The sequence below is a fragment of the Gordonia sp. CPCC 205333 genome, assembly GCF_048537885.1.
In the GTDB taxonomy this organism is placed as follows: Bacteria; Actinomycetota; Actinomycetes; order Mycobacteriales; family Mycobacteriaceae; genus Gordonia.
In genome coordinates this window covers 257,105-279,241 of record NZ_JBCLVI010000001.1, presented here as the reverse complement: position 1 = coordinate 279,241, position 22,137 = coordinate 257,105, and the positions used below count along the sequence as shown (strand labels likewise).

18 protein-coding genes and 2 pseudogenes are annotated in these 22,137 nt (G+C 64.1%); 10 read left to right on the top strand and 10 right to left on the bottom strand.

Annotated elements, in window-relative coordinates:
* Together AAFP29_RS01290 and speB are read left to right on the top strand one after the other, a co-directional pair.
* Entirely contained in the window at positions 1 to 1,686 is a 1,686-nt protein-coding gene (locus AAFP29_RS01290; protein WP_419215487.1) for a flavin monoamine oxidase family protein, read from the top strand.
* A 20-nt stretch (positions 1,687 to 1,706) separates the two neighbouring features.
* Positions 1,707 to 2,696, top strand: coding sequence for an agmatinase (gene speB / locus AAFP29_RS01285; RefSeq protein ID WP_419215486.1), 990 nt, complete (start codon positions 1,707 to 1,709; stop codon positions 2,694 to 2,696).
* A 26-nt stretch (positions 2,697 to 2,722) separates the two neighbouring features.
* On the opposite strand, the gene AAFP29_RS01280 is transcribed toward speB, so the two are convergent.
* A complete protein-coding gene (locus AAFP29_RS01280) occupies positions 2,723 to 3,871 on the bottom strand; it encodes an acyltransferase family protein (protein ID WP_419215485.1) in 1,149 nt (382 codons plus the stop codon).
* 32 nt (positions 3,872 to 3,903) lie between these two features.
* Here AAFP29_RS01280 and AAFP29_RS01275 point away from each other — a divergent pair.
* Positions 3,904 to 4,884 (top strand): annotated as a pseudogene (locus AAFP29_RS01275) (DUF3068 domain-containing protein); the annotation flags it as partial.
* Here AAFP29_RS01275 and AAFP29_RS01270 read toward each other — a convergent pair.
* Complete coding sequence (locus AAFP29_RS01270) at positions 4,861 to 6,204, bottom strand: lipopolysaccharide biosynthesis protein (protein ID WP_419215484.1); 1,344 nt, start codon at positions 6,202 to 6,204, stop codon at positions 4,861 to 4,863. The pseudogene AAFP29_RS01275 and the gene AAFP29_RS01270 overlap by 24 nt on opposite strands.
* A 60-nt stretch (positions 6,205 to 6,264) precedes the next feature.
* Between AAFP29_RS01270 and AAFP29_RS01265 the strand changes: the two genes are divergently transcribed.
* Positions 6,265 to 7,995 carry a hypothetical protein gene (locus AAFP29_RS01265; protein WP_419215483.1) on the top strand — a complete coding sequence of 577 codons (1,731 nt, stop codon included), beginning with the start codon at positions 6,265 to 6,267 and terminating at the stop codon, positions 7,993 to 7,995.
* On the opposite strand, the gene AAFP29_RS01260 is transcribed toward AAFP29_RS01265, so the two are convergent.
* Entirely contained in the window at positions 7,955 to 9,121 is a 1,167-nt protein-coding gene (locus AAFP29_RS01260) for a glycosyltransferase family 4 protein (protein ID WP_419215482.1), read from the bottom strand. The genes AAFP29_RS01265 and AAFP29_RS01260 overlap by 41 nt on opposite strands.
* Before the next feature lie 37 nt (positions 9,122 to 9,158).
* Here AAFP29_RS01260 and AAFP29_RS01255 point away from each other — a divergent pair.
* From AAFP29_RS01255 to AAFP29_RS01245, 3 genes and pseudogenes are all read left to right on the top strand, one after another.
* Positions 9,159 to 9,785 (top strand): annotated as a pseudogene (locus AAFP29_RS01255) (cysteine hydrolase family protein); the annotation flags it as partial.
* Positions 9,759 to 10,277, top strand: coding sequence for a GNAT family N-acetyltransferase (locus AAFP29_RS01250; protein WP_419216317.1), 519 nt, complete (start codon positions 9,759 to 9,761; stop codon positions 10,275 to 10,277). The pseudogene AAFP29_RS01255 and the gene AAFP29_RS01250, both read left to right, overlap by 27 nt.
* On the top strand, positions 10,277 to 11,026 hold the full coding sequence (locus AAFP29_RS01245; protein WP_419215481.1) for a class I SAM-dependent methyltransferase: 750 nt from the start codon (positions 10,277 to 10,279) through the stop codon (positions 11,024 to 11,026). Before AAFP29_RS01250 ends, AAFP29_RS01245 begins: the two co-directional genes overlap by 1 nt.
* A gap of 3 nt (positions 11,027 to 11,029) precedes the next feature.
* On the opposite strand, the gene AAFP29_RS01240 is transcribed toward AAFP29_RS01245, so the two are convergent.
* Positions 11,030 to 11,770, bottom strand: a complete 741-nt coding sequence (locus AAFP29_RS01240) for a hypothetical protein (RefSeq protein WP_419215480.1) — start codon at positions 11,768 to 11,770, stop codon at positions 11,030 to 11,032.
* Between the two features lie 168 nt (positions 11,771 to 11,938).
* On the opposite strand from AAFP29_RS01240, the gene AAFP29_RS01235 reads away from it, so the two are divergent.
* Positions 11,939 to 12,454: a hypothetical protein gene (locus AAFP29_RS01235; protein ID WP_419215479.1), complete on the top strand. Its 516-nt coding sequence runs from the start codon at positions 11,939 to 11,941 to the stop codon at positions 12,452 to 12,454.
* A gap of 87 nt (positions 12,455 to 12,541) precedes the next feature.
* On the opposite strand, the gene AAFP29_RS01230 is transcribed toward AAFP29_RS01235, so the two are convergent.
* From AAFP29_RS01230 to AAFP29_RS01205, 6 genes are all read right to left on the bottom strand, one after another.
* A complete protein-coding gene (locus AAFP29_RS01230) occupies positions 12,542 to 15,100 on the bottom strand; it encodes an ABC transporter permease (protein ID WP_419215478.1) in 2,559 nt (852 codons plus the stop codon).
* Positions 15,093 to 15,923 (bottom strand): ABC transporter ATP-binding protein, encoded by an 831-nt coding sequence (locus tag AAFP29_RS01225; protein WP_419215477.1) that lies wholly within the window; start codon positions 15,921 to 15,923, stop codon positions 15,093 to 15,095. The genes AAFP29_RS01230 and AAFP29_RS01225 overlap by 8 nt, the downstream gene beginning before the upstream one ends.
* Positions 15,924 to 16,072: 149 nt before the next feature.
* Positions 16,073 to 17,899, bottom strand: a complete 1,827-nt coding sequence (locus tag AAFP29_RS01220; protein ID WP_419215476.1) for a phosphoenolpyruvate carboxykinase (GTP) — start codon at positions 17,897 to 17,899, stop codon at positions 16,073 to 16,075.
* Between the two features lie 159 nt (positions 17,900 to 18,058).
* Complete coding sequence (locus tag AAFP29_RS01215) at positions 18,059 to 18,385, bottom strand: DUF6802 family protein (RefSeq protein ID WP_419215475.1); 327 nt, start codon at positions 18,383 to 18,385, stop codon at positions 18,059 to 18,061.
* A gap of 74 nt (positions 18,386 to 18,459) precedes the next feature.
* Positions 18,460 to 19,869, bottom strand: coding sequence for a hypothetical protein (locus AAFP29_RS01210; RefSeq protein ID WP_419215474.1), 1,410 nt, complete (start codon positions 19,867 to 19,869; stop codon positions 18,460 to 18,462).
* Positions 19,866 to 20,642: a hypothetical protein gene (locus AAFP29_RS01205; RefSeq protein ID WP_419215473.1), complete on the bottom strand. Its 777-nt coding sequence runs from the start codon at positions 20,640 to 20,642 to the stop codon at positions 19,866 to 19,868. Before AAFP29_RS01205 ends, AAFP29_RS01210 begins: the two co-directional genes overlap by 4 nt.
* Before the next feature lie 31 nt (positions 20,643 to 20,673).
* Between AAFP29_RS01205 and trmB the strand changes: the two genes are divergently transcribed.
* The gene (gene trmB, locus AAFP29_RS01200; protein ID WP_419216316.1) at positions 20,674 to 21,462 is read left to right on the top strand and encodes a tRNA (guanosine(46)-N7)-methyltransferase TrmB; all 789 of its coding nucleotides are present in this window, start codon (positions 20,674 to 20,676) and stop codon (positions 21,460 to 21,462) included.
* Positions 21,459 to 22,112 (top strand): NYN domain-containing protein, encoded by a 654-nt coding sequence (locus AAFP29_RS01195; RefSeq protein ID WP_419215472.1) that lies wholly within the window; start codon positions 21,459 to 21,461, stop codon positions 22,110 to 22,112. The genes trmB and AAFP29_RS01195 overlap by 4 nt, the downstream gene beginning before the upstream one ends.
* The last annotated feature ends 25 nt before the right edge of the window (positions 22,113 to 22,137 follow it).

Genomic DNA, 22,137 nt, shown 5'->3' with positions numbered 1-22,137 from the left:
ATGTCAATACCCATTGCTCCCGACGCTATTGGTGACGACGATTCGACACCCCTGACAATGTTCGGCCCCGATTTCCCCTTCGCCTACGACGATTACGTAACCAGCGCCGCCGGAATCGGGTCGGTCCCCGAGCACGCGCACGGCACTCGGGTCGCGGTCATCGGCGCCGGATTATCGGGCACCCTGATCGCACATGAGTTGGTCCGCATGGGTTTGCGGCCGGTCGTATACGAGGCCGACCAGATCGGCGGTCGGATGCGGTCGGTCGCATTCGACGGACATCCGGGAATCACCGCAGAGATGGGTGCGATGCGATTCCCACCGTCGTCGACGACGCTATTTCACTACCTCGACACACTGGGGCTGCAGACCACTCCGTTCCCCAACCCGCTATCGGAGGCGACGCCGAGCACGGTGATAGATCTCAAGGGCCGCAAGCATTTCGCCCGGATTCTCGACGACCTGCCCACCATCTACACCGATGTCTCCGCTGCCTGGAATCGCACCCTTGACGAGTACGCGCGCGCCTCCGAACTCGGTGCGGCCATCCGCACACGCGACGTCGCCGCAATTCGCGCCATCTGGTCCGATCTCGTTCACCGCCACGACGACACCACCTTCTACGGATTTCTCTGCCAATCCGAGGCATTCAGCAGCTTCGCGCTACGCGAGATCTTCGGGCAGGTTGGATTCGGAACCGGCGGCTGGGATACCGACTTCCCCAATTCCATCCTGGAAATCCTGCGCGTCGTGTGTACCGCCTCAGACGATCATCACCGCGGCATCGTCGGAGGCTCCAGTCAACTCCCCCAACGGCTTTGGTCGACATCCGTCGACGGCGCGGCCTACTGGCCAACGGGTACGTCGGTGCGATCACTCCACGAAGACGGCGTCACCCGACCACGCGTCGTCGAATTGCGGCGAACGCATCCGGACAAGGTCACCGTCACCGACTCCGCCGGCCGGATCGACACATTCGACGCCGCGGTATTCACCGGACAGGGCTGGATGTTGCTCAACACCATTCGGACCGATGAACGACTGCTGCCAATCGATCACTGGACCGCAATCGAGCGGACCCACTACATGGGGTCGTCGAAGGTCTTCGTTCTCGTCGACCGCCCATTCTGGAAGGATATCGACCCGCGGACCGGCCGCGAGGTGATGAGCATGACCCTCACCGACCGAATGAGCCGTGGCACTTACCTTCTCGACTTCGGCGACGATCGGCCCGGCCTGATCTGCCTGTCGTACACCTGGGCCGACGACTCGCTCAAACTCCTTCCCCTCGACGCGGTCGAACGGATGGACCTGATGCTCAAGTCACTGGCTGAGATCTATCCCGGCGTCGATATCCGCAGTCACGTCATCGCCTCCCCGGTCACGCTGTCGTGGGAGACCGAACGCGATTTCATGGGTGCGTTCAAGGCCAACCTGCCGGGCCACTACCGCTATCAACGACGCCTCTACACCCATTTCATGCAAGATCGACTGCCTGCCGAGTTCCGGGGCTTCTTCCTCGCCGGCGACGATGTGTCGTGGACGGCGGGCTGGGCCGAGGGCGCTGTCCAGACAGCCCTTAATGCGTTGTGGGGCATCATGACTCACTTCGGTGGGCATACCACCGCCGACAATCCAGGCCCCGGCGACGTCTACGACGACATCGCTCCGGTAGAACTCGACTAGCCCGCAGGAGGCATTCGCATATGAAGATTCACCATCCCGCCCTCCAGACTCCGCGCATCATCGAGGGTGGACACCTGGGGCCGATCGACTCGTCGCTGATGCCACGTTTCGCCGGCCCGGCCACCTTCGCGCGGTTGCCCCGACTCGATGAGGTCGAGCGTGTCGACGTCGCAGTGATGGGGGTCCCATTCGACAGTGGGGTTTCCTATCGGCCGGGGGCTCGCTTCGGTCCCGCTGGTATTCGCGAGGCCAGCCGACTACTGCGGCCCTACAACCCGGCTGGTGATATCTCACCCTTCGCGAATCTGCAGGTGGCCGACGCCGGCGATGCGTCGATCAACCCTTTCAACATCGTCGATGCGCTGGACACCCTGGAACAGGCATCGGGCGAATTCGCCCGCAGCGGAGTCAAACTCGTCACCATCGGTGGGGATCACACCATTGCATTGCCCCTATTGCGTTCCGCCTGCGCGGTGCACGGCCCAGTCGCGCTTATTCACTTCGATGCCCACTTAGATACCTGGGATACCTACTTCGGCGCCGAATATACCCACGGCACACCGTTTCGTCGTGCCGTGGAGGAAGGATTGCTCGACACCGAGGCCATCTGTCATGTGGGCACCCGAGGACCGCTCTACGGCCACAAAGACCTCGAGGACGATCGGCGCTTCGGTTTCGGCATCTACACCAGTGCCGACGTCTTTCGGCGTGGTGTCGACGAGATCATCGACGCTCTGCGAGAGCGCGTCGGCAACCGTCCGGTGTATGTCTCCATCGACATCGACGTACTTGATCCAGCCCACGCCCCCGGCACCGGCACTCCCGAAGCTGGCGGCCTGACCAGCCGGGAGCTGTTGGAAATCCTGCGCGGGCTGACACGCCTGAACCTCGTCGGCGCCGATGTCGTTGAGGTGGCGCCGGCATATGATCACGCGGAGATCACCAGTATCGCCGCGTCGCATATCGCGTATGAGCTGGTGTGCTGGTACGCACACCTCGCAGCTCAGTGAAAATGTCCCCCGGTGCGAGCAGGCAGCTATATAGCGCCTGCTCGCGCCACGGGGACAGTTCCAGCAGATCTCAGCCTGGCCCGCGCGGGCTCCTCGATGAATGCGTAACTCGCGGCAGCTACTCCAACACTGAGAATCACCGTCAGAACCCACACCAGCACCGTCGATCCGCCGAACGGCAGGATGCCAAATAGCCCGAAGACCACCGCCAACACCGCGACATGCCAGATGAAAATCCCATAGGACCACCGCCCGAGCGCCTGCATCACCGGCGATTCGAGGAAGCCAAAGGCGCTGTCGGCCAAGACCAATGGGGCCAAGATCGCATAACCGCACAACGCCCCGAGAACGATCTTGACGACGAACTGTCCGCTATTCACCGCGCCGAGCCCGGTCGGACCGGCCAGCGGCGTACAAGCAAGCCCGTAGGCCACGACGAGCACCGCGAACATCAGCCAGCGACGGCGACTCAGCTCGACGAGCGTGTCCAACACTCGCGGTAGCGGCTCGCCACGGTTGACCCGTCCGACGAGTTCAGCCAATAACAATCCCACCCCGAACCACGGAAGATGCCCGATCACCCAGTTCTTCGGCTCCAGCCCCGGTTGGGTCGGCAACACCGAAGCGACCGGACCCCAACTCAGGGTCAGCGCGATAAATGCGCAGAGCACCGGAATACGTTGCCGGGCAAGAGATCCCGAGAATTTGGTCATCGCCAGCCCAATGATCGGCAACAACAGGTAAAACACCACCTCAACCGACAGACTCCACATCTGAGTGAGTCCGGCGGTCAGTGAAAGCGGCACGAAGATCTGAGTGAGAGTGAGATTCGCGGCCCACACCACGACGTCGGCGTTACGCGCCTCAGGTAACAGCGTCAGCACCGCGACGACGACCACCACATACGCCGGCCAGATCCGCACAAATCGATGGGTCAGATATCGCCGCACATCCGGGCGCGGACCACCGTGCGCGGCATCGACATACGGTCGCCACAACAAGAACCCCGATAAGCCAAAGAATAGGGCGACGGCGAGGTCGAGGCGACCGAGGACCGGACCGAGCACCGGGGTCCGCACCTCGCCGGTCTGGAAGGCGACGTGCGTTGACAGCACACCAAGCGCCGCGACGGCGCGCATACCTTCGAGTTGCGGATAGAAGCGGGGCACAGACATCGTGAGCCAATCTACCCACTACCCTCGCCACTATGTCGACGCCCGCGTCCAGCCGCTTCTCCACGCGCGACCTCATCGGCCCGACACTGATCTTCCTCGCAGCGTTCCTCCTGGCCGTGACCGTCGCGGCGCCGACGTTTCTGGTGGACAGACTCCGCAAGGTGTCATTGGATACCGACTTCACCGTCGTCGCGACGTCGACCTCGGACACCAAATTCCTCGACGCCTGCGCACTCGACGCCCCGACGGCGGCGGTACGCACGGGCGATTTATTGACCGGTCAACGGGTAGTCGCGGTACGGCCGGCCGACGCCGACCGCGTGACGCTGCAAGCCGGAACGTCGGTCCGGGTGGCCGGCGACAAGGCGGCCGGCGACTGTGACAACCCAACGGTCACCGCATTCAAAGATCGCGTCACACTCGACCGTCGCACTGCTGAGCCCGTCGCCAACCCCCTCTCCGAAGTCCAATACGACAGCAACCGCGCGCCCGTGCCGCTCAGCGCGCGCGCGGGCGTGACGTACGTATTTCCCCGCGATCCGGCGTCCGGCCGGTCCTTCTACGACGTCGCGACCCGACGCTCAGTTCCGCTGCGCGCCGACGGCGACGCCAACGTCAACGGCCTCGACGCCACCCGATTCACCGCCCACGTCCCCGACACTGACCTGTCGACCCACTACGGCGTCGACAAGAGACCAGAACCGGGAACTCTGATCACTCGACCGGCACGATGGTTCGGCCCACTCGACGGCGTGGCACCATCGACGCCGTTGACGGCCGCATTACACCGCGGCGGCAGTTGGTCACTTTCGGTGGACCCCAAGACGGGCATCGTCATCGACGCCGAATTCACCGTCACGCAGGAGTACCGAATCGTCGATCCCGGCACGAATGCGGCATTGGCCAGCATCCGATTGCCAAGTCTCGTCGCGTCATTCAGGTATGACGAGCCGACCCGGAAGGAGCTCACCGACGCGGCGCGGGCACAATCACGGCCGCAGGCCGTCTGGGGCCGGATCGTCCCGTTGATCACCGGGCTGCTCGGCGTACTCGCGCTGATCGCCGGCGTCGTCTCGCTCCGCTCCCGGCGCCCAGCCGATCGGGCCCGCTCGCTCCGCTCCCGGCGCCCGGTTGGTCGGGCCCGCTCGCTCCGCTCCCGGCGCCCAGAACCTGAAGGTGACCGCGTAGGCGAACGTCGACACGGTGGCAGCGATCGCGGCGACGGTAATCAGCCCGGTGACGGAATCGACGGCCAGCAAGATCACCACGGCCTCGACGGCGATCACCAGCCACGCGATCAGTGACCAGCGCGTCCGGCGCGCCGCGATCGTCGCGAGCAGCAGCACCTGCAACAGCGAGAGCGCGACGCCGGTGTAGGTGAACAGCCACAGCACACCGACCACGGCGTCATACTTCGCGCCGACGACAAGCGGCACGACACCACTACCCGCCAATGCCGCGACGATCAGTACCGCGCCGATCGCACTCACCACGACGAGCGCCCCGCGTACCGACTGCCGCGTATGCCGGACGTCGGCCATCCTCGGATAGAAGACCACACCGACCGCCTGCGGCAACCAGAACGCGACTTTGAGAGCTACCGCGCCAACCGCGTAAACACCCGCATCGGTTTCGCTGAGCGCGGTCCGCGAGATAAGTAGATCGAGAGACGACGCCACGACCAGCGCGAGTTGTACCTGCGATGCCGCGACGACGGTCCACACCGCGGGTATACCGGCATCTGGTCCAGGGGGTACCACACTGCGACTGGCCAGCCACACGATTCCCGCCGCGATCGCCGCCCCGACCAGGCCGGCCCACAGCGCGCCGCCGACGCCCAGTCCGGCCGCGACTCCCGCGACCATCGGCGCCGACCGCAGCACTCCCGTAATAGCAAGCACGACGCCGAGCGTTCTGAACCGATAACGACCTTGCAAGATCCCCTGTCCGGTGGCGATGAGCGTGAGCATCGGCGCGATGAGCACACCGGGGAGTACCACGCCCAACCCGACGTCGGCGACGATGCTGACCAGTGGCGCCACCAGCAGCGCGGCGACTGCGACCAGCACGGTCAAACGCAGTCCGAAACGACGTAACGCAACATCCGATACTCCCCGGACCGCTTCGCGGGCGATTACCGCCTGGCAGGCCAACGCCGGCACTGCGACCACCAGCAGCCAGGCAAGAACGACGGCGAACTCGCCATACTCAGCTTCGCTGAACCATCGACTGGCCGGCAGATGCACCAGATAGGCACATGCGTTGGCGGTCATACTCCCCGCGGTGACCCAGCCCAGCGCATGCGCGGTGGTACGGGCGGTGGGAGCGGACATGACGTCAAGAGTATTGATGCCGAGCGCGGGGATATTCACCCCTGCGGGACAATCGACGATATGGCCGACCGTCGCATCGTGTTCACCGCTTGGCTGGTGTCCGCGCTGGCAACGGTCGCGATCGTCGCACCACTCTGGCGCCCGGGCTATCTGCTGTATCGCGACGCGGTGTCGACGCCGCGAACCTATTTGACCGATACGACGCTGGGCATCGGCGGCAATCCCCCGCGCGCGGTACCGCAAGACGGCACTATTGCCCTGTTGTCCACCATGTTCGACGGCGGTGCGATCGTCGTCGCGATCCTCACCGTGTCGCTGCTACTGGCCGGTGCCGGCTACGGTCTGCTTGCCGGGCGGGTGGTGCCCGGCGCAGGTCGCACCGGCGCCGCAGCCGCATCCATCATCGCGGTCTGGAATCCCTTTGTGGCAGAACGCCTCCTACAGGGGCATTGGAGTCTATTCACCGCATATGCGGCCCTGGGCTGGATTCTGCTGTCCGCGTTGCGGATCCGGGAGTCGCTGGATTCCCCCGACAATTCGCACGACACACGCCGGGCCTGGGCGATCCTCTTTACCGCTTCGCTGGTGTCGGCATTGACCCCATCGGGATGGCTGATCGCGACGGCGGGTGTACTAGTGGCACTGTCGATTCCGCTGGCAGTTCGACGGCGATGGGGCGCGACGATACTAAGCGCGATTCCGATCGCGATCGGCGCGCTGCCGCTGCTTGTTTCGACCATTGCGGGTACATCGATCACCACGGCGCAGGGAATCTCGGTGTCCACTTTCGCATTACGTGCTGAAACTGGACTCGGCCGAGTTCTGACCGCGCTGAGTCTCGGCGGTATCTGGAATGCCGACGCGGTGCCCCCGAGCCGTCAGAGCGGCTGGGCGCCGATAGCGGCCACACTGTTCATTGCCGTTGTAGCGGTGGGTATTTGGCGGCTGTGGCGGATGCGCCACACGCTAGATCCTGAGTCGAGACCTACCGTGTGGATCGCGGCGGGATTGGCCGCCGGCACACTGCTCGCCATTGTCTGTGTCGCTGGCGGGCCGGGTTCGTCGATACTGAAATGGCTGACCGAGTCAATCGGCGGCGTCGGTCTGTTGCGGGATACTACGAAGTTTTCGATGCTCGCGGTGCCGTTGGCCGCGATAGCCGCGGCGGCATTCGTCAGCTGGCTGAAGCATTGGGTACCAGCGGGTTTCGCTATATCCGCGGTGGTGTTGCTGATCGTCGCGCCATTGCCCGACCTCGCCTGGGGAGTCGGCGGACGGGTAGCACCAATTCAATACCCTGCCGAATGGCTGGCGATGGCCGATCACATCCCCGCCGACTCAGGCGCCGTAGCCATCTGGCCGGGGGATACGGTGCGCCGCTTCGATTTCACCGACGGACCGTCGTTGGATCCGACTTCGCGACTGGTGCGTGCGGCGGTGGCCGAGTCCGGCGAATTGCGCGTCGATGGAGTCGTCATCGACGAGGGATCGAGCTGGGCGGCCGATATTCACCGCGCGCTGACGAATGGCACTGATGTCAGCTCACTCGGCGTCGGCTGGGTCCTCGCGTCCCAGCCGGTACCGGGCCTACGAGATGTGGTCCCGGTATTTCGCGGCCCGACACTGACGCTCTACCGAATCGACAATCCTCACAACGATGTAGCGGCATCTATCTCGTCCCGCGTCGGGGCACTCGCCGCGCTCGCGGTGTGGATTGGCGCGGTCATCACCTCACTGGTCGCGCTGATCACTACTTCCACGCGGATGCGGCGAGCGCGGCGGCCGAAATGACGCCCCGTGCGGTCGACTGCCACGAATAGTCTTGAGCCCGACGGTAGGCCGCATCACCCAGTCGGCGCGTCTGAGCGGGGTCATCGACGAGTTTTCTGGTGGCACTGACAAGTTCATCAACACCGTCGACGAGGTACCCGGTCTCGTCGTGGCCGATCGAATCGGCCAAGCCGGCAGCCTGCCGATACCCGATGGTGGGAACGCGATGCTGGGCGGCCTCGACCACCGCGATTCCCCACCCCTCCTTCTGCGACGGCATCACATGTAGGTAGGCACCGGCCAGTAGCTCGTGTTTGCGGCGATCGGTGACATGCCCGTGAAAGACGACTCGATTGGTGACACCGAGTTCTGTTGCGCGCGTGCGCAGTTGATCATCCCACCAGCCGCTGCCGATTACGTCGAGAACCACTCTCGGATGGCTCCTGCGGAGCTCGGCGAGGACTTCCAGCGCGTGTTCGATCTGCTTATGCGGCACCAGTCTGGACAGGGTGACCAGGTGTAGGTCGTCATCGGGAACGGGTGTGGTGATCTCTGGGACGGGATCAATTCCGGCGCGTACCACCGTGATTCGAGCGGCGTCGACACCGAGTTCGGCGAGCTCAACCGCCGACGGTTGCGACACCGTGAGATAGCGATTGCGGCGATGCACCCACGGTGAGATCCGGGACTCGATGAACCAGCCCAGCCGGGCGAGTAGCGGTCCGGCGACCGGCCACTGCTCGCGGTGGCAGTGGTGAACGAGCACCAGCGTCGGAGCGGCCGAGACGAGAGTCGCGAAGAACGGCACGCCGTTCTGTGTATCGATGATCAGGTCCGGCTCGTAGCCCGCAAGCGGTCCGCGCCCCAGACGCCCGGCGAGAATGGCGGCGAGGGCGTGCGGATAAACACTGAGCCTGCCGCCCCGGCGCAAAATGCGGATACCATCGCGCTGCTCAACCGCGGCAGCACCTGGATAGGCCGCAGTCAACAATGTCACTTGGGCACCACGTGCGGCGAGGAGTTGCCCGACGCGCTGCAGATAGATTTCGCTCCCCCCGCCCTGCGGATGGCCGGTGTCTCGCCAGCACAGCAGCAGCACCTGCGCCGGAATCGGCGCTGGCGCGGGGTGTTCGGAGCTTGTCGACATCGGTGACCAGGGTACCTGCGGATAGGATCTGCAGATCATGCCCGACTACCTCGCACCGCATTGGCATCGCGCCGCACTGGTTGTCATCGACATGCAACGCGACTTCGTGGATGGGCCGTCGACAATTCCCGGTACCGCACAGGTGGTCGAGCCGCTCGACCGGCTCATCGCCGCGTTTCGCGCGGCCGGGCGGCCCATCGTGCATGTCGTTCGCCTATATCCACCCGGTGGCGCCGACGTCGATCCGGTACGTCGCGACGCTGTCGAAGGCGGTGCGCTGATCGCGGCTCCGGGAAGTACTGGCTCACAGGTCGCGCACGGATTACTTCGGCACGAAGTTGACCTCGACGTCGAATCGTTGCTGCGCGGTGAGCCGCAGGAGGTTGGCCCACGGGAGATAGTGCTGTACAAACCGCGCTGGAGCGCCTTCTACCGGACCGATTTAGAACGGTGGTTGCACGACAACGGTTGCGACACAGTAATTGTCGCCGGATGCAACCTCCCGAACTGTCCGCGCGCAACGCTTTTCGACGCCAGCGAACGTGATTTCCGTGCCGTCATCGTCTCCGATGCCGTGTCGCAGGTGACGGCGCAGCGATTGGCCGACCTCGACCTGATCGGTGTGCGAGCGTTCACCGTGGCGGACGTGGTGTCCGAGTTGAGCGCCGTGCGACATGGCATAGCGCTGTATCGGTTCGGCCCGGAGTTCGCCGCGGATTCCTTCGCCCATCTGACGCCGAGCCTGACCCGGTATATGACGTGGGACCCGCCGGCCTCGATGGCTGCGTTCGAGCCGATTTGGCGGCGGTGGGTAGACCAACGAAGTGCCGGAACGGATTTCGTGTTCGCAATCGTCGATCCGGTCAGCGGTGAGTTTCTCGGCCAAGTCGGTATCCACCAAGCGGACGAGGCAGTGCCGGAGTTCGGTATTTGGATTCGGGAGGACCGCCACGGTCGGGGTTATGGCCGCCGTGCCGTCGCCGCCGCGCGTGACTGGGCCAATGAACAGCGCAGCGACATTATCGCGTTCCGCTACCCTGTCGTCGAGGAGAACACCGCGAGCCGTCGTATCGCGGAGGGGCTTGGCGGGGTGAGTGTCGACCGCTACGCCAACGACGGGAAACAGACCGTCGTCTATCAGATTCCGGTCGACTGATGAAGGGCGCCAAGCGTTTTGCTCGCTACGCCACTATGCGCCGATCGGCCGGTCTGCTCAACGACTTCCGGTTCGAACAATCCGACCCAAGCCGTTTTTACGGCGCCCTAGCTCTCGACACCGCCGAACTGGTCGCGCGCGTGACCCCGGCAGCACTCGACGGAGCGGTCGTACTCGACGTGGGCGGTGGGCCCGGCTATTTCGCCGACGCCTTCTCGGCCATTGGCGCACACTATATTTCGGTCGAGCCGGATGCGTCCGAGATGCACGCAGCCGGCCTCGACCAACGGGCCAGCGTTCGAGGATCCGGGCAGCAGCTGCCATTCGCAACCGGTTCGATGGATATCTGCCTGTCGTCGAATGTCGTTGAGCACACCCGATATCCATGGCAAATGGCCGACGAGATGGTGCGGGTGACCAAACCGGGCGGCGTTGTCATCGTGAGCTACACCCTCTGGTGGGGCCCCTTTGGCGGCCACGAAATGGGCTTGACCCATTACTTCGGCGGCGCCCGAGCGGCACGGTGGTATACGCGCAGACACGGACATCCCCCGAAGAATCTTTACGGCACTTCGCTTTTCGCGGTCACAGCGACCTCGGGGTTGCGCTGGGCGAATGGACAGCCGGACGCCGACGTTCTCGCCGCGTTCCCGCGCTATCTACCAGGCTGGCTGTGGTGGATGCTGCGGATACCAGTGCTCCGCGAGATCGCCGCTACCAATCTCGTTGTGGTGCTTCGAAAGAAGTAGGGGCTACTCCGACGCCGGCAGCGTCGCCGAACAGCGCAGCGTGCCGCCAGCACTCGTCGAGGACGACAGGACCTCGTCACCACGGGAGATGGTGCACGACAGTTTGCCGCGGATAACGATGGCATTCAGTTCAGCACGTCCCTGCGAGACCTTGGCGGTCTGCTGCCACGGCGAACCCGCCGTGGCGACAAACTGGTTGCCACCACTGGTGCGATAGGTCAATCCGACCACATCGCCGTCGCCGGTGATCTGGTATGTGACCTGGCCGACCGGAATCGGATCGGTTGAGGTGGGAGTTTCCGACGTCGACTCGGTCGTGGACTCTGTCGTCGAGGACTCGGTAGTTTCCGACGGCGTATCGGTCGTCACCGTCGACTCCGATGGCACGGCGGCGGTATTCGGCGAGTCGCCACCGCTCGCGATGCGGTATCCGACGAATCCGATGACGATCAATGCGAGCACGATCGCCAACGACAGGCCTACGGTGCGACCAGTGTTCGTCTTACGCGGCGGCTCGGCCGGTGGTTGTCCGCCGGTATACGACTGCCCCTGCGTGTAGGGCTGGTCGTAATAGTGGCCCTGTGTCGGCGGCTGCTGATACTGCGTCGCCGCCGGTTGCTCATATGGCCGGTCGGGCTCGGAATACGCATGCGTCTGCGATTGGTCGTACGCACCCGCTCCGTCGAGCGGGTCCAGACGACGAGTCGGCTCATGTTCGTCAGGCCCCTGCGGTGGTCGCGTCATTAAGCCAGTCTCTCATCTTGTACTTAGAGGAGCGTGTGACCGGGGGGAATCACCTATCGCGACGTCCCGCGCCCGCATGGTCGGATCGGCATCGTTCAACCGGCTGACATTTGTCACGACCTGGGGCAATCCGGTAACCGATCGCCAGCTGCCGACGACGTCATCAGCATGAAACACAAAGTGATCGCAGTCATAGTCATGGCCTTCGCAATTCTGGCCGGCGGTGCACTCTCCCCGCCGGGGCAAGCCAACGCGGCGGGTTTCGGACCCGACCCGCACACCGGCGGCTACTACTTCCACTCCCCGTCCGGACAATATTCCTGCGCCATCTTCCCGGCCAACGCACGCCAGCCCGTCGGCGACGTCGGGTGTCAAGGCCGTACGAATGTATCAACGGCAGCCGAGGGTGCGTGTTTACGCAAATGGGGACCGGCCGGAATGGCGATGGCCCTCGATCGTGGGCCCGCGTACGGTCGGTTCAAATGCGTCAACCAGGGATTCTACGTCGGTGGCACTACCGCTAACGGCGGCCCCGGACGCCTCGTCAAACCGGTACTGCCCTACGGCCAATCCCTCAACGTCGGTGGCGTGACCTGCACGATGCGCACCAGCGGCATCACTTGCCGCAGAAACAGAACCGGCAACGGTTTCTTCATATCGCTGCAGTCGCATCGCGGCTTCTAACCACACAAACCGGTCCCCGTAACCAGAGCAGGCGCTCCCCAAGCAAGTTGCTCCGGTTAACGGGGGCCGGGTTTCGACCGTTACGGGTCAGACGTCCGCGATTGCCTCCAGTGGCTTGGTCCGAGCCGCACGCATCGCGGGCCACAGCGCGGCGATCACGCCGACGACCGCGGCACCGACGAGTGTCGTCACAATCAGACTCCACGGCAGCACTGGATCCCCAGCGCCCCACTCGCGCAACGTCTTTGCCAAGGTCCAGCCGATACCGCAGCCCAACAAGACGCCGAGTATCGCGCCGTAGATTGCGATGAGAACCGATTCGACGTAGATGGTCCGGCGCACCTGAGCACGCAACATACCGATCGCCCGCAGCATGCCGATCTCGCGTTTACGTTCCACCACCGATAGGGCCAGCGTGTTGATGATGCCAAGTACCGCGATCACCAGGGCCAACCCCAGCATCAGGTAGAGAATCGTCAACATCTGGTCGATCGTCGACGAGATCGAACTCTTGAACTCCTCCTTCGTCTGGATCTGCGCGGTGAGGAACGGGGTGGTCGCCTTTTCTAAGTTGGTGCGTAGCGTGTCCAGATTGGTCCCCGGCTTGGCGGTCAGGAATACGCCGATGATCATCCGGCCCGCAGCGGGCATCACCTTCTCGTAGGCGCCCTGACCCAACACCCAGTCGCCGACGGTCTGGTTGTCGTCGTAGACGGCTGCGACCTTGACCGGCACCTGCTTGCCATCGAAGGTGGTGAAAGTGACCGTGCGGCCCGGATTCCAGCCCTTCTTCTGCGCGGTCGACTGACTGACGATCATCTCATCGGCGGGAATCGCCGACGACGCACCGTCGTGCATGGTCAGCTTCACGACATCCGATAGCTGATCTCCGACGGTGCCGCTGCCGTTGACGGTCTGGTCCCCGACTTTGGCGACGACCACACCCGACGCCGTAGCCTTGTCGACGCCGTCTGTCTTGCGGACGGTGGTCAGCACAGACGGCGACAACATCGCGTTATTCGCGCCGGTGACGATGTAGTCGGCGGTCACCGTACTATCCACGGCGTCGTCGACGGTGCCCTTGAACGTTGAACCGAGTGTGCCGATGATCGCGACCAGCATGAGTCCCAGCGTTAACGCGAAAGCCGTTGCGGCAGTACGCCTCGGGTTACGGATGGCATTGATCCGAGCCAGCTTGCCGACTTTGCCGAACGGCGCCGCAAGCACTCGGCCCAAACCGCCGACCACCGGCCGCGCCAGCGCGGGCGCTCCGAGGACCACGGCGACGATCAACACCGCCGCACCGCCACCGACCAACAGCACCGGACCGACGCCCTGCCCGGTCGAGCCGCCGACGATCGCCGCGATACCGGCGACCGCGCAAATCGCACCGATGATCGTGCGTACCCGCAGTGACGCCGAACCTTCGGTCTGCGTGGCCCGCATCGCTTCGACGGGCGGCACTCGCGACGCGCGCGCCGCCGGCACCCAGGCGCTGACCATCGTCACCACCACACCGACGAAGACGGCGGCCAGAATCGCCGCGGGTGTCACCTTCAGTCCACCAGACGGCAGGCCCGACGTCGCCCCGGCGACCGCCTGTAACAACGCGGCCAGGCCGATGCCGATACCCAGGCCGACGACGCCACCGATCACTCCGACGACGAATGCCTCTAGCAACACCGATCGCGACACTTGTTTCCGTGAAGCGCCGACGGCCCGCAATAGCGCCAGCTCGCGATTTCGTTGCGCCACAATCATCGAGAAAGTGTTGTAGATGATGAACGTTCCGACGATCAAACCGATGGCCGCGAATGCCAGCAGGATGTAATTGAAAATATCGAGGAACTGATTAACCTGATCCTTTTGTTCCTGCCGAACCTGGTCGCCGGTCTGCACCTTCAACTGGTCGTTGCCGACCGCCGCGGTGACCCGTTTGGCCAATTCATCCGGCGAGACCCCGGCAACCGCGGACATACTCGCGGTACTCACATGCTCACCGTCGGAGAACAGTCCGCTGGCCGTCTCCCTATCGAACTGGATATTCACATAGCCGCCGGTTCCGTCGGTCGGTAGATCGAGCAGGCCGACAACGGTAACATCCATCGGCGCGGAATCACCCTGTCCGATAACGACTTTCGTCTTGCTGCCGACTTTGAGATGACCCTTCTCCGCTGCCGAGGCGTTGATCGCGACTTCGGTGGCGTTCTGCGGCCCCGACCCGCCGGGCATGATCTTAGAGTCATCCGGGCTGATCGCCTCCGACGGCGGCACGTAGGCCGTACCGATACTCGGCGCGCCACCGGTCTGCAATGCCTTACCCGACGCGTCGGCAATGGTCACCAGACCGGTGTACGAGGTAACGATCCGGTCGATGCCGAGCTGCTGCTTTTCCTTCGTCAGCGTCTCGACTACGGCGTTCGGCACTCCCGACGACTGGGTGTTCTTTGGCGAAACCTGTACCGCCACACCGAGAGCGGTTCGATCGAAGATGCTGCTGAAGGCTCCGGAGATCGACGAAGTGAACACGATGGATCCGGCGACGAACGACGTGCCGAGTACCACCGAGAACACTGTGAGGAACAGACGAACCTTGTGCGCGGACAGATTTCGTAGTGAAACCCGGCGCATAACCGACTTAGACATTGTATTGGCCGGCCTCATTCGAAGGCCCGACCGACTTCTGCGTATTCGGCGCGGCCGACGCCTCTGCCGGTCCGTCGTCGAGGTTCTTCATCACTTCGAAGACATCGTCTGCCGACGGTTTGAACAGCTCACGCACAATCTGTCCGTCGGCCAGGAACACCACCCGATCGGCATAGGACGCCGCGCGTGGATCGTGGGTCACGATCACCACGGTCTGTTTGAATTCATCAGTCGCCGCGCGCAGAATCGATAGCACCTCACCAGACGAACGGGAGTCGAGGTTGCCGGTTGGCTCGTCGCCGAAAATGATGTCGGGTTTGCCGACCAGTGCCCGAGCACACGCGACGCGTTGCTGCTGCCCGCCGGAAAGTTCATTCGGCCGGTGCGTGAGTCGATCGGCCAGTCCGAGCCGCCCGATAACCGTATCGAACCACTGCTGGTCGACCTCGCGGCCGGCGATGTCGAGCGGCAGGGTGATGTTCTCAGCCGCGGTGAGCGTCGGCACCAGGTTGAAGGCCTGGAAGACAAAGCCGATCCGGTCACGGCGCAGTTTGGTCATTTCCTTGTCGGACAGACCGACCAGCTCGACGTCGCCGATCCGCACCCGGCCCGACGACGCGACGTCGAGGCCGGCGAGACAATGCATCAACGTCGACTTTCCCGACCCGGACGGCCCCATGATGGCGGTGAACTCACCAGCGCCGAACTCGACGCTCACCCCAGCGAGCGCCACGACGGCTGTGTCGCCAGACCCGTATATCTTTCGTAGATCGTCGGAAGATGCGGCAACTGTCTGGGCACTCGCAGAGTGTCGTGGATTCATGTCCTCCAGAAAACCAAACCGCGGCCGGATTCGCCATCCGGGTTTTCCCCCGAATCACCCTGGCGAGAAACAAAATCCCCCCGAACTCGGTGAATCCCCTCGTCGTGACGGGGCGATTCTCCAAGTTTCGGGGGGAATTGAGTTGGGGGTCAGCTCAAACGCTGAGTGAGTCCGTCGAGTTCGTCCCGCAGGCTCGTCGGCAGTTTCTCACCGACGAAGGAGAACCACTCCTCGATCGACGGCAGTTCGGCGCGCCATTCGTCCTTGTTCACAGCCAGGGCTTCGGCGACGTCGGCGATCGGGGTGTCCAGACCGTCCAGGTCGAGTGCTTCCGGCGTCGGCACGATACCAACCGGCGTCTCGACACCTTCGGCGGAGCCCTCGATACGCTCGATGATCCACTTCAGGACGCGGCTGTTCTCACCGAATCCTGGCCACAGGAAGCGCTTATCCTCGCCGCGACGGAACCAGTTGACGTAGAACACCTTTGGAAGTTTCGACTCGTCGGCATTCTTGCCGAGGTTGATCCAGTGCTCGAAGTAGTCGCCGACGTGGTAGCCGAGGAACGGCAGCATGGCCATCGGGTCCCGACGCACGGTTCCGACTTTGCCTTCGGCCGCGGCGGTCTGCTCAGAGCCGACGGTCGCACCCATGAAGACGCCGTGCTGCCAGTCGCGCGCCTCGGTCACCAGCGGCACCGTGGTCTTGCGACGGCCGCCGAACAGGATCGCCGAGATCGGCACACCGGCCGGGTCGTCCCACTCCGGGGCGACCGACGGGCACTGCGACAGCGGGGTGCAGTAGCGCGAGTTCGGGTGTGCGGCAAGGGTTTCGGTTTCCCGAAGGAACCAGTCGTTACCCTTCCAGTCGATCAGGTGGTCGGGCTCGCCCTCCAGTCCTTCCCACCACACGTCACCGTCGTCGGTCTGCGCGACATTCGTGTAGATGGTGTTGCCGGCCTCGATGGTCTTCATCGCGTTCGGATTGGAGCTGTGGTTGGTACCCGGCGCCACGCCGAAGAAGCCGAATTCGGGGTTCACCGCGTACAGGCGACCGTCCTTGCCGAAACGCATCCAGGCGATATCGTCGCCGATGGTTTCCGCACGCCAGCCGGGAATGGTCGGCTGGATCATGGCGAGGTTCGTCTTGCCGCAGGCACTCGGGAACGCCGCGGCGACGTAGTGAGCCTTATTCTCCGGGCTGATCAACTTGAGGATCAACATATGCTCGGCCAGCCAGCCCTCGTCGTGAGCCATCGCCGAGGCGATACGCAGCGAGTAGCACTTCTTGCCCAACAGCGCGTTGCCGCCGTAACCCGAACCGTAGGACCAGATCTCGCGATCCTCGGGGAAGTGAGTGATGTACTTGTCGTCGTTGCACGGCCACGGGACGTCGGCCTGACCGGGCTCCAGCGGAGCGCCGACCGAATGCAGTGCCTTCACGAAGAAGCCGTCGTCGCCCAGTGCGGCGAGCACGTCAGGACCGACGCGAGTCATGATTCGCATCGAGAGCACAACGTATTCCGAGTCGGTGACCTCGACGCCGAGTTTGGGATCGTCACTGCCCAGCGGACCCATGCAGAACGGGATGACGAACATGGTGCGGCCGCGCATACTGCCGGCGAATAGCGGCGTCAGCTTCGCACGCATCTCTGCCGGATCGACCCAGTTGTTCGTCGGGCCCGCACCCTCCTCGGTCTTCGAACAGATGAAGGTGCGTGATTCGACACGAGCGACGTCGGCGGGATCAGACTTGGCCAGGAAGGAGTTGGGCTTCTTATCCTCGTTGAGTTTGACGATGGTGCCGGCCTCGACGAGCTGTTCAGTCAGGCGAGCCCACTCCTCGTCGCTGCCGTCGGACCAAACCACGCGGTCCGGCTGGGTCAGCTCGGCGACCTCTGCGACCCAGGCCAACAATCCTGGATGGGACGTCGGTGCACTACTCGGATCTAGACCGGGGATGGTCGCTGAGGTCATGTGATAACTCCTCGAGGTTTCTTTGCCGGTACTCACATCGGCCGCTGGTGTATCTGAAGGATACGTGGACCGAGCGCACGTTAGGTAGCCGGGTGCACAGGGTGAGCAGGGACACATCGCCCGTGGGCGTTCCGGCCATTCGCCGGTTCGCCCCGATCACTAACCGAGCCTGCCACTGTCGGTCGCGCGCCAGGGCCCACCGGCGGCGTCGCGAGAAACCGACTCGTATGTCCCGTCGGACGCTATCGACGTGACTTTATCCACCTCGCCGTCGTGGTCGCTATCGGTGAATATCACCAGCCCGTCGCCACCGGACGCGGTCAGCGTGTCTGCGATGCCGTCGTTATCACTGTCGACCAGCGCCGGACCCAGGTCCCAGACTCGCCCGGCATCGTGCAACAACAGGTGATCCGACAGTGGGCCGCCGGAATCGGTTGGCCCAGTGACGGATTCATCATTCAGATCCATACCCTCGAAATCAATCATCGAACTTCACAGCTACTTGGACGCCGTAGCCGACGATTCGGTTCCACCAATCCGGGAAAAACTTCGCTCCGAACTCACTGTCGGGCCAGGCATCCGGCGATCTCACGACCCAGCGCCACCGCCTCCGAAGCCGCCTCAGCGCGATGACGCAGACTCCGCAATCGCCCGTCGATTTCGGCGACGGCCTGCGCCGCACGCCGCCCCTCGCGCTCGTAGTGTCGCGAAATCGCCGCCACCACCATCGGCTCGACGTCGTTCGTGATCACGAATATCGCCTGCTCAATGCGTGTCCGAGCATCGGCGCAGGTATCGGCCACCCAAGAACGCATCGCAGCGCGCAGCGCACCCTGACGACGCGTGCGCACCACCCACAGGGCCATTGCCAATCCGACGACGACGGTCGCCGTCATACTCGCCCAGCCAGCCAGACCGGCGTCCACGAGCTGGGTTGCGACCAGTCGGCCGCTACCAAGGCCGGTCGAGGCACCGAACACCATGACCAGCGCGTCATCGGCGCCACGGCGTACAGCCGGCAGTGCTCGCCCGGATGCGGCCGGACCCAATACTGGCAGAACGCGCCGCTGCCGGGTATCGATCCCCAACAGGGCGACCGCGGTGAGCCGCGCGGTCGATGCCCGCAAGCCAGCGATCTCGGTCAGTTCGCATCTGCTGACCTCGCCGGTGAGCCAGTCACCGACACCCCGGGCGTCCTGCTGGGTCGAAAGTGTCTCGGTGCGCGCGAGTGCCTGCGCGGATAACGCCCGCAGCCGCGACTGCGCGCGCCCGGCAGTTGATCCACGACACGCGATCAGACCGACCCGCATCCCCGCCAGTCGATCAGCCCGACCGCGATCACGGTCGGCCACCAGCGCGGCCCGGCGTCGGCGCAGGGCAACTGCCTGCGCATCGCCGGTATCCGCATAGTCGGCGACGACAGCCGACAGTGCGGCCACGGTCGCGGTCGCTCGGGATCGCAGGTATGTATCGCCACCGGAAGTGGCGGACTGGGTATGTAACCAGTCAACCAATTCCTCAACGCCCGACGTCGGGTCGCCGGGCGCATCGACCGCCACCGCGAACAACGGACACAGGTGGTACGGGTCGAGCCTTTCCCGATAGTCGGCGAGCATCTGAGGCCACCGCCAGAAGGCGTCAATCTTGTTGCACACCAACGCGACTCGGCCAACAGATCGAAGCAGTCGGGTCATTGGCGTCCGCATGGCACCGCTGTTGTCGCAACCCGCGTCGACGACCACGACGACCGTCATCACCTCACCGATGTCGTCGGCACCACCGACTGCGACGTCGAGTGCCGTATCGAGTCGACGACAGGCCGCGGCCAATTCCGTTGCCGTACTACCGTCTCCGCCGTCGGCGAACAGGATCCGTGTCCCCGGTGCCGCAGAGGGGCCGGACCGACCCCCCAGCAGCCGCGCCGCGCGCTGAACCAAATCATCGATCTGCTGGTGCACCAGCTGCGTCATCTCCGGCCGCCGATCAAGACGTGTTCAACAGCATCGCGCAGCTGTCCCGGTGCCGCCGCCGCGAGCGTCGACAACTCAGTTCTGGCCCGTTCCTGCCGAAATATCGCGATCGGACCGGCCATCGCCGCGAAAGCCGCCGATACCTGCCGCAATCCGCTGCGCCGCCGGAGTAGCTGATCGAAGTCGCGCGGATTCCCCGCAATCCGGCCCGCGCGAACCTCCTCGACACAATCCACGACACCCTGGCGGCCGATTCTGCCGAGCAGATTCGCGCGCCGAGGGTCGACGGCGGCGAATTGTGCGGCGAACCGCGCTGGCAGCGCTTCGCCAGCCGCGATATCGCGCAGCAGGGCGGCGTCGTCGGAGGTGACCGTCACCGCACCCCACAGTCCGCTCACCGGCAGCACTTCGGTGCCCAACGCCGATCCGCATCGTTCGGCAACACCGATCACAACGTCGGGCGGGCCGCACGCGTCAGCCTTATTCAGCAGCACGAGTCGGCGGTCGCAAGGAAGTCTGGCGATTGCCTCGGCTTCGCCCGCCCGGACCCTCCCCACCAGGAGATATAGCGAGATATCGGCGTCGGCACCGAGAGTCGACGGCCCGGCGGCAACCGCCGTCACCGACAGCGACCGATGCAGTGCGCGAACAATCGTTGCACGCCCCGACGACGGCATACCGATCACCGCGACGTCGAGCGGGCGGATCAGCTTTCGATATATCGGAGCGGCCGTCGGCCATCGCCGCGCGAGGTCCTCAACTGCGTCGATCACTAGTGTTCACCCCCGATGATGCGATCATGTCCTGGTGAGTAATCCCGAATCTTCGCCGTCGGAGGCCGAACCGGCGGACCAGGCGCGCCTGTACCCGCGGGTGACCAGCTTTCGTTTTCGACGCGGCACGTTGACCACCGGTCAGCAGCGCAATTGGGTGACCCTGTGGCCAAGTATGGGCCGTGACCTGCGGATCGACGGCGGGGACGAGCCGCGGCTGAACGCGACAGAATGGTTCGGTCGAGAAGCGTCGACGGTCCTGGAAATCGGTAGCGGCACCGGTATCTCGACCGCCGCGATGGCGGCTGTCGAGCCTGAGCACAATGTGGTGGCGGTCGAGGTTTATAAACCCGGCTTGGCCCAGTTGCTCGGCCTTATCGACCGCGAGGGACTGACTAACGTACGGATGATCCGCGGTGACGCGATGATCGTGCTCACCGAATTGATCGAACCGGCGAGCCTCACCGGTATCCGAGTGTTCTTCCCAGATCCGTGGCCAAAGGCCCGGCATCACAAGCGGCGACTGCTGCAACAAGGCACCATCGAGTTGATGGCTGACCGTCTCAAGCCGGGAGGTGTATTGCATATCGCCACCGATCACGCCGATTACGCCGAATGGATTACCGAAGTCCTCGACAATCAAGACGCAGCGAAGACTCATGTGGTTCCACTCGAACCGAAATCGGCCGCACCGATTTCACTGGAACGCCCGACGACCAAGTTTGAAGGGCGTGCCGAGCGCGAGGGCCGGAGCGTAACCGAATACGTCTTCACCAGGGCAGAAGCCGTCACGACCGCTGCCGAACGGAGTTCAGAATGACCGTCGGAGAGATTATTTCGGGGCATAGCAAGGCGCGCCGCGTGTTGCTCGTCTGGGATGCGCCCAACATGGATATGGGACTGGGTGCCATTCTCGGAGGCCGCCCGACTTCGGCGCATCGACCGCGATTCGACGCGCTGGGGCGCTGGTTACTCGACCGAACCGAAGCGCTGTCCGCACAGGCGGCCGACGACGTCGTCGTCGAGCCAGAAGCGACCGTGTTCACCAACATCGTCCCCGGTAGCGCCGACGTCGTGCGACCGTGGGTCGACGCGCTGCGCAATGTCGGTTACGCGGTCTTCGCCAAGCCGAAGCTCGCCGACGACACCGACGTCGACGACGACATGCTCGATCACATCGAAATGCGCAGGCATACCGTCGGGCTGGCCGGGTTGATCGTCGCATCGGCCGATGGGCAGGCATTTCGCGAGCCGCTGTTGCAGATCGCGGCCGACGGAATTCCGGTCACGGTCATCGGATTCCACGAACACGCCAGCTGGGCCCAGACATGCGACGAGCTGGAATTTGTTGACCTGGAGGAGATCCCAGCGGTCTTCCGGGAACCGCTACCGCGGATCGGCCTGGACTCGCTGCCCGACGACGGCGCGTGGCTCGCACCATTCCGACCTCTGGCGGCATTGTTGCGGTAATCACTACCTGGGCGTTCACTAAGCT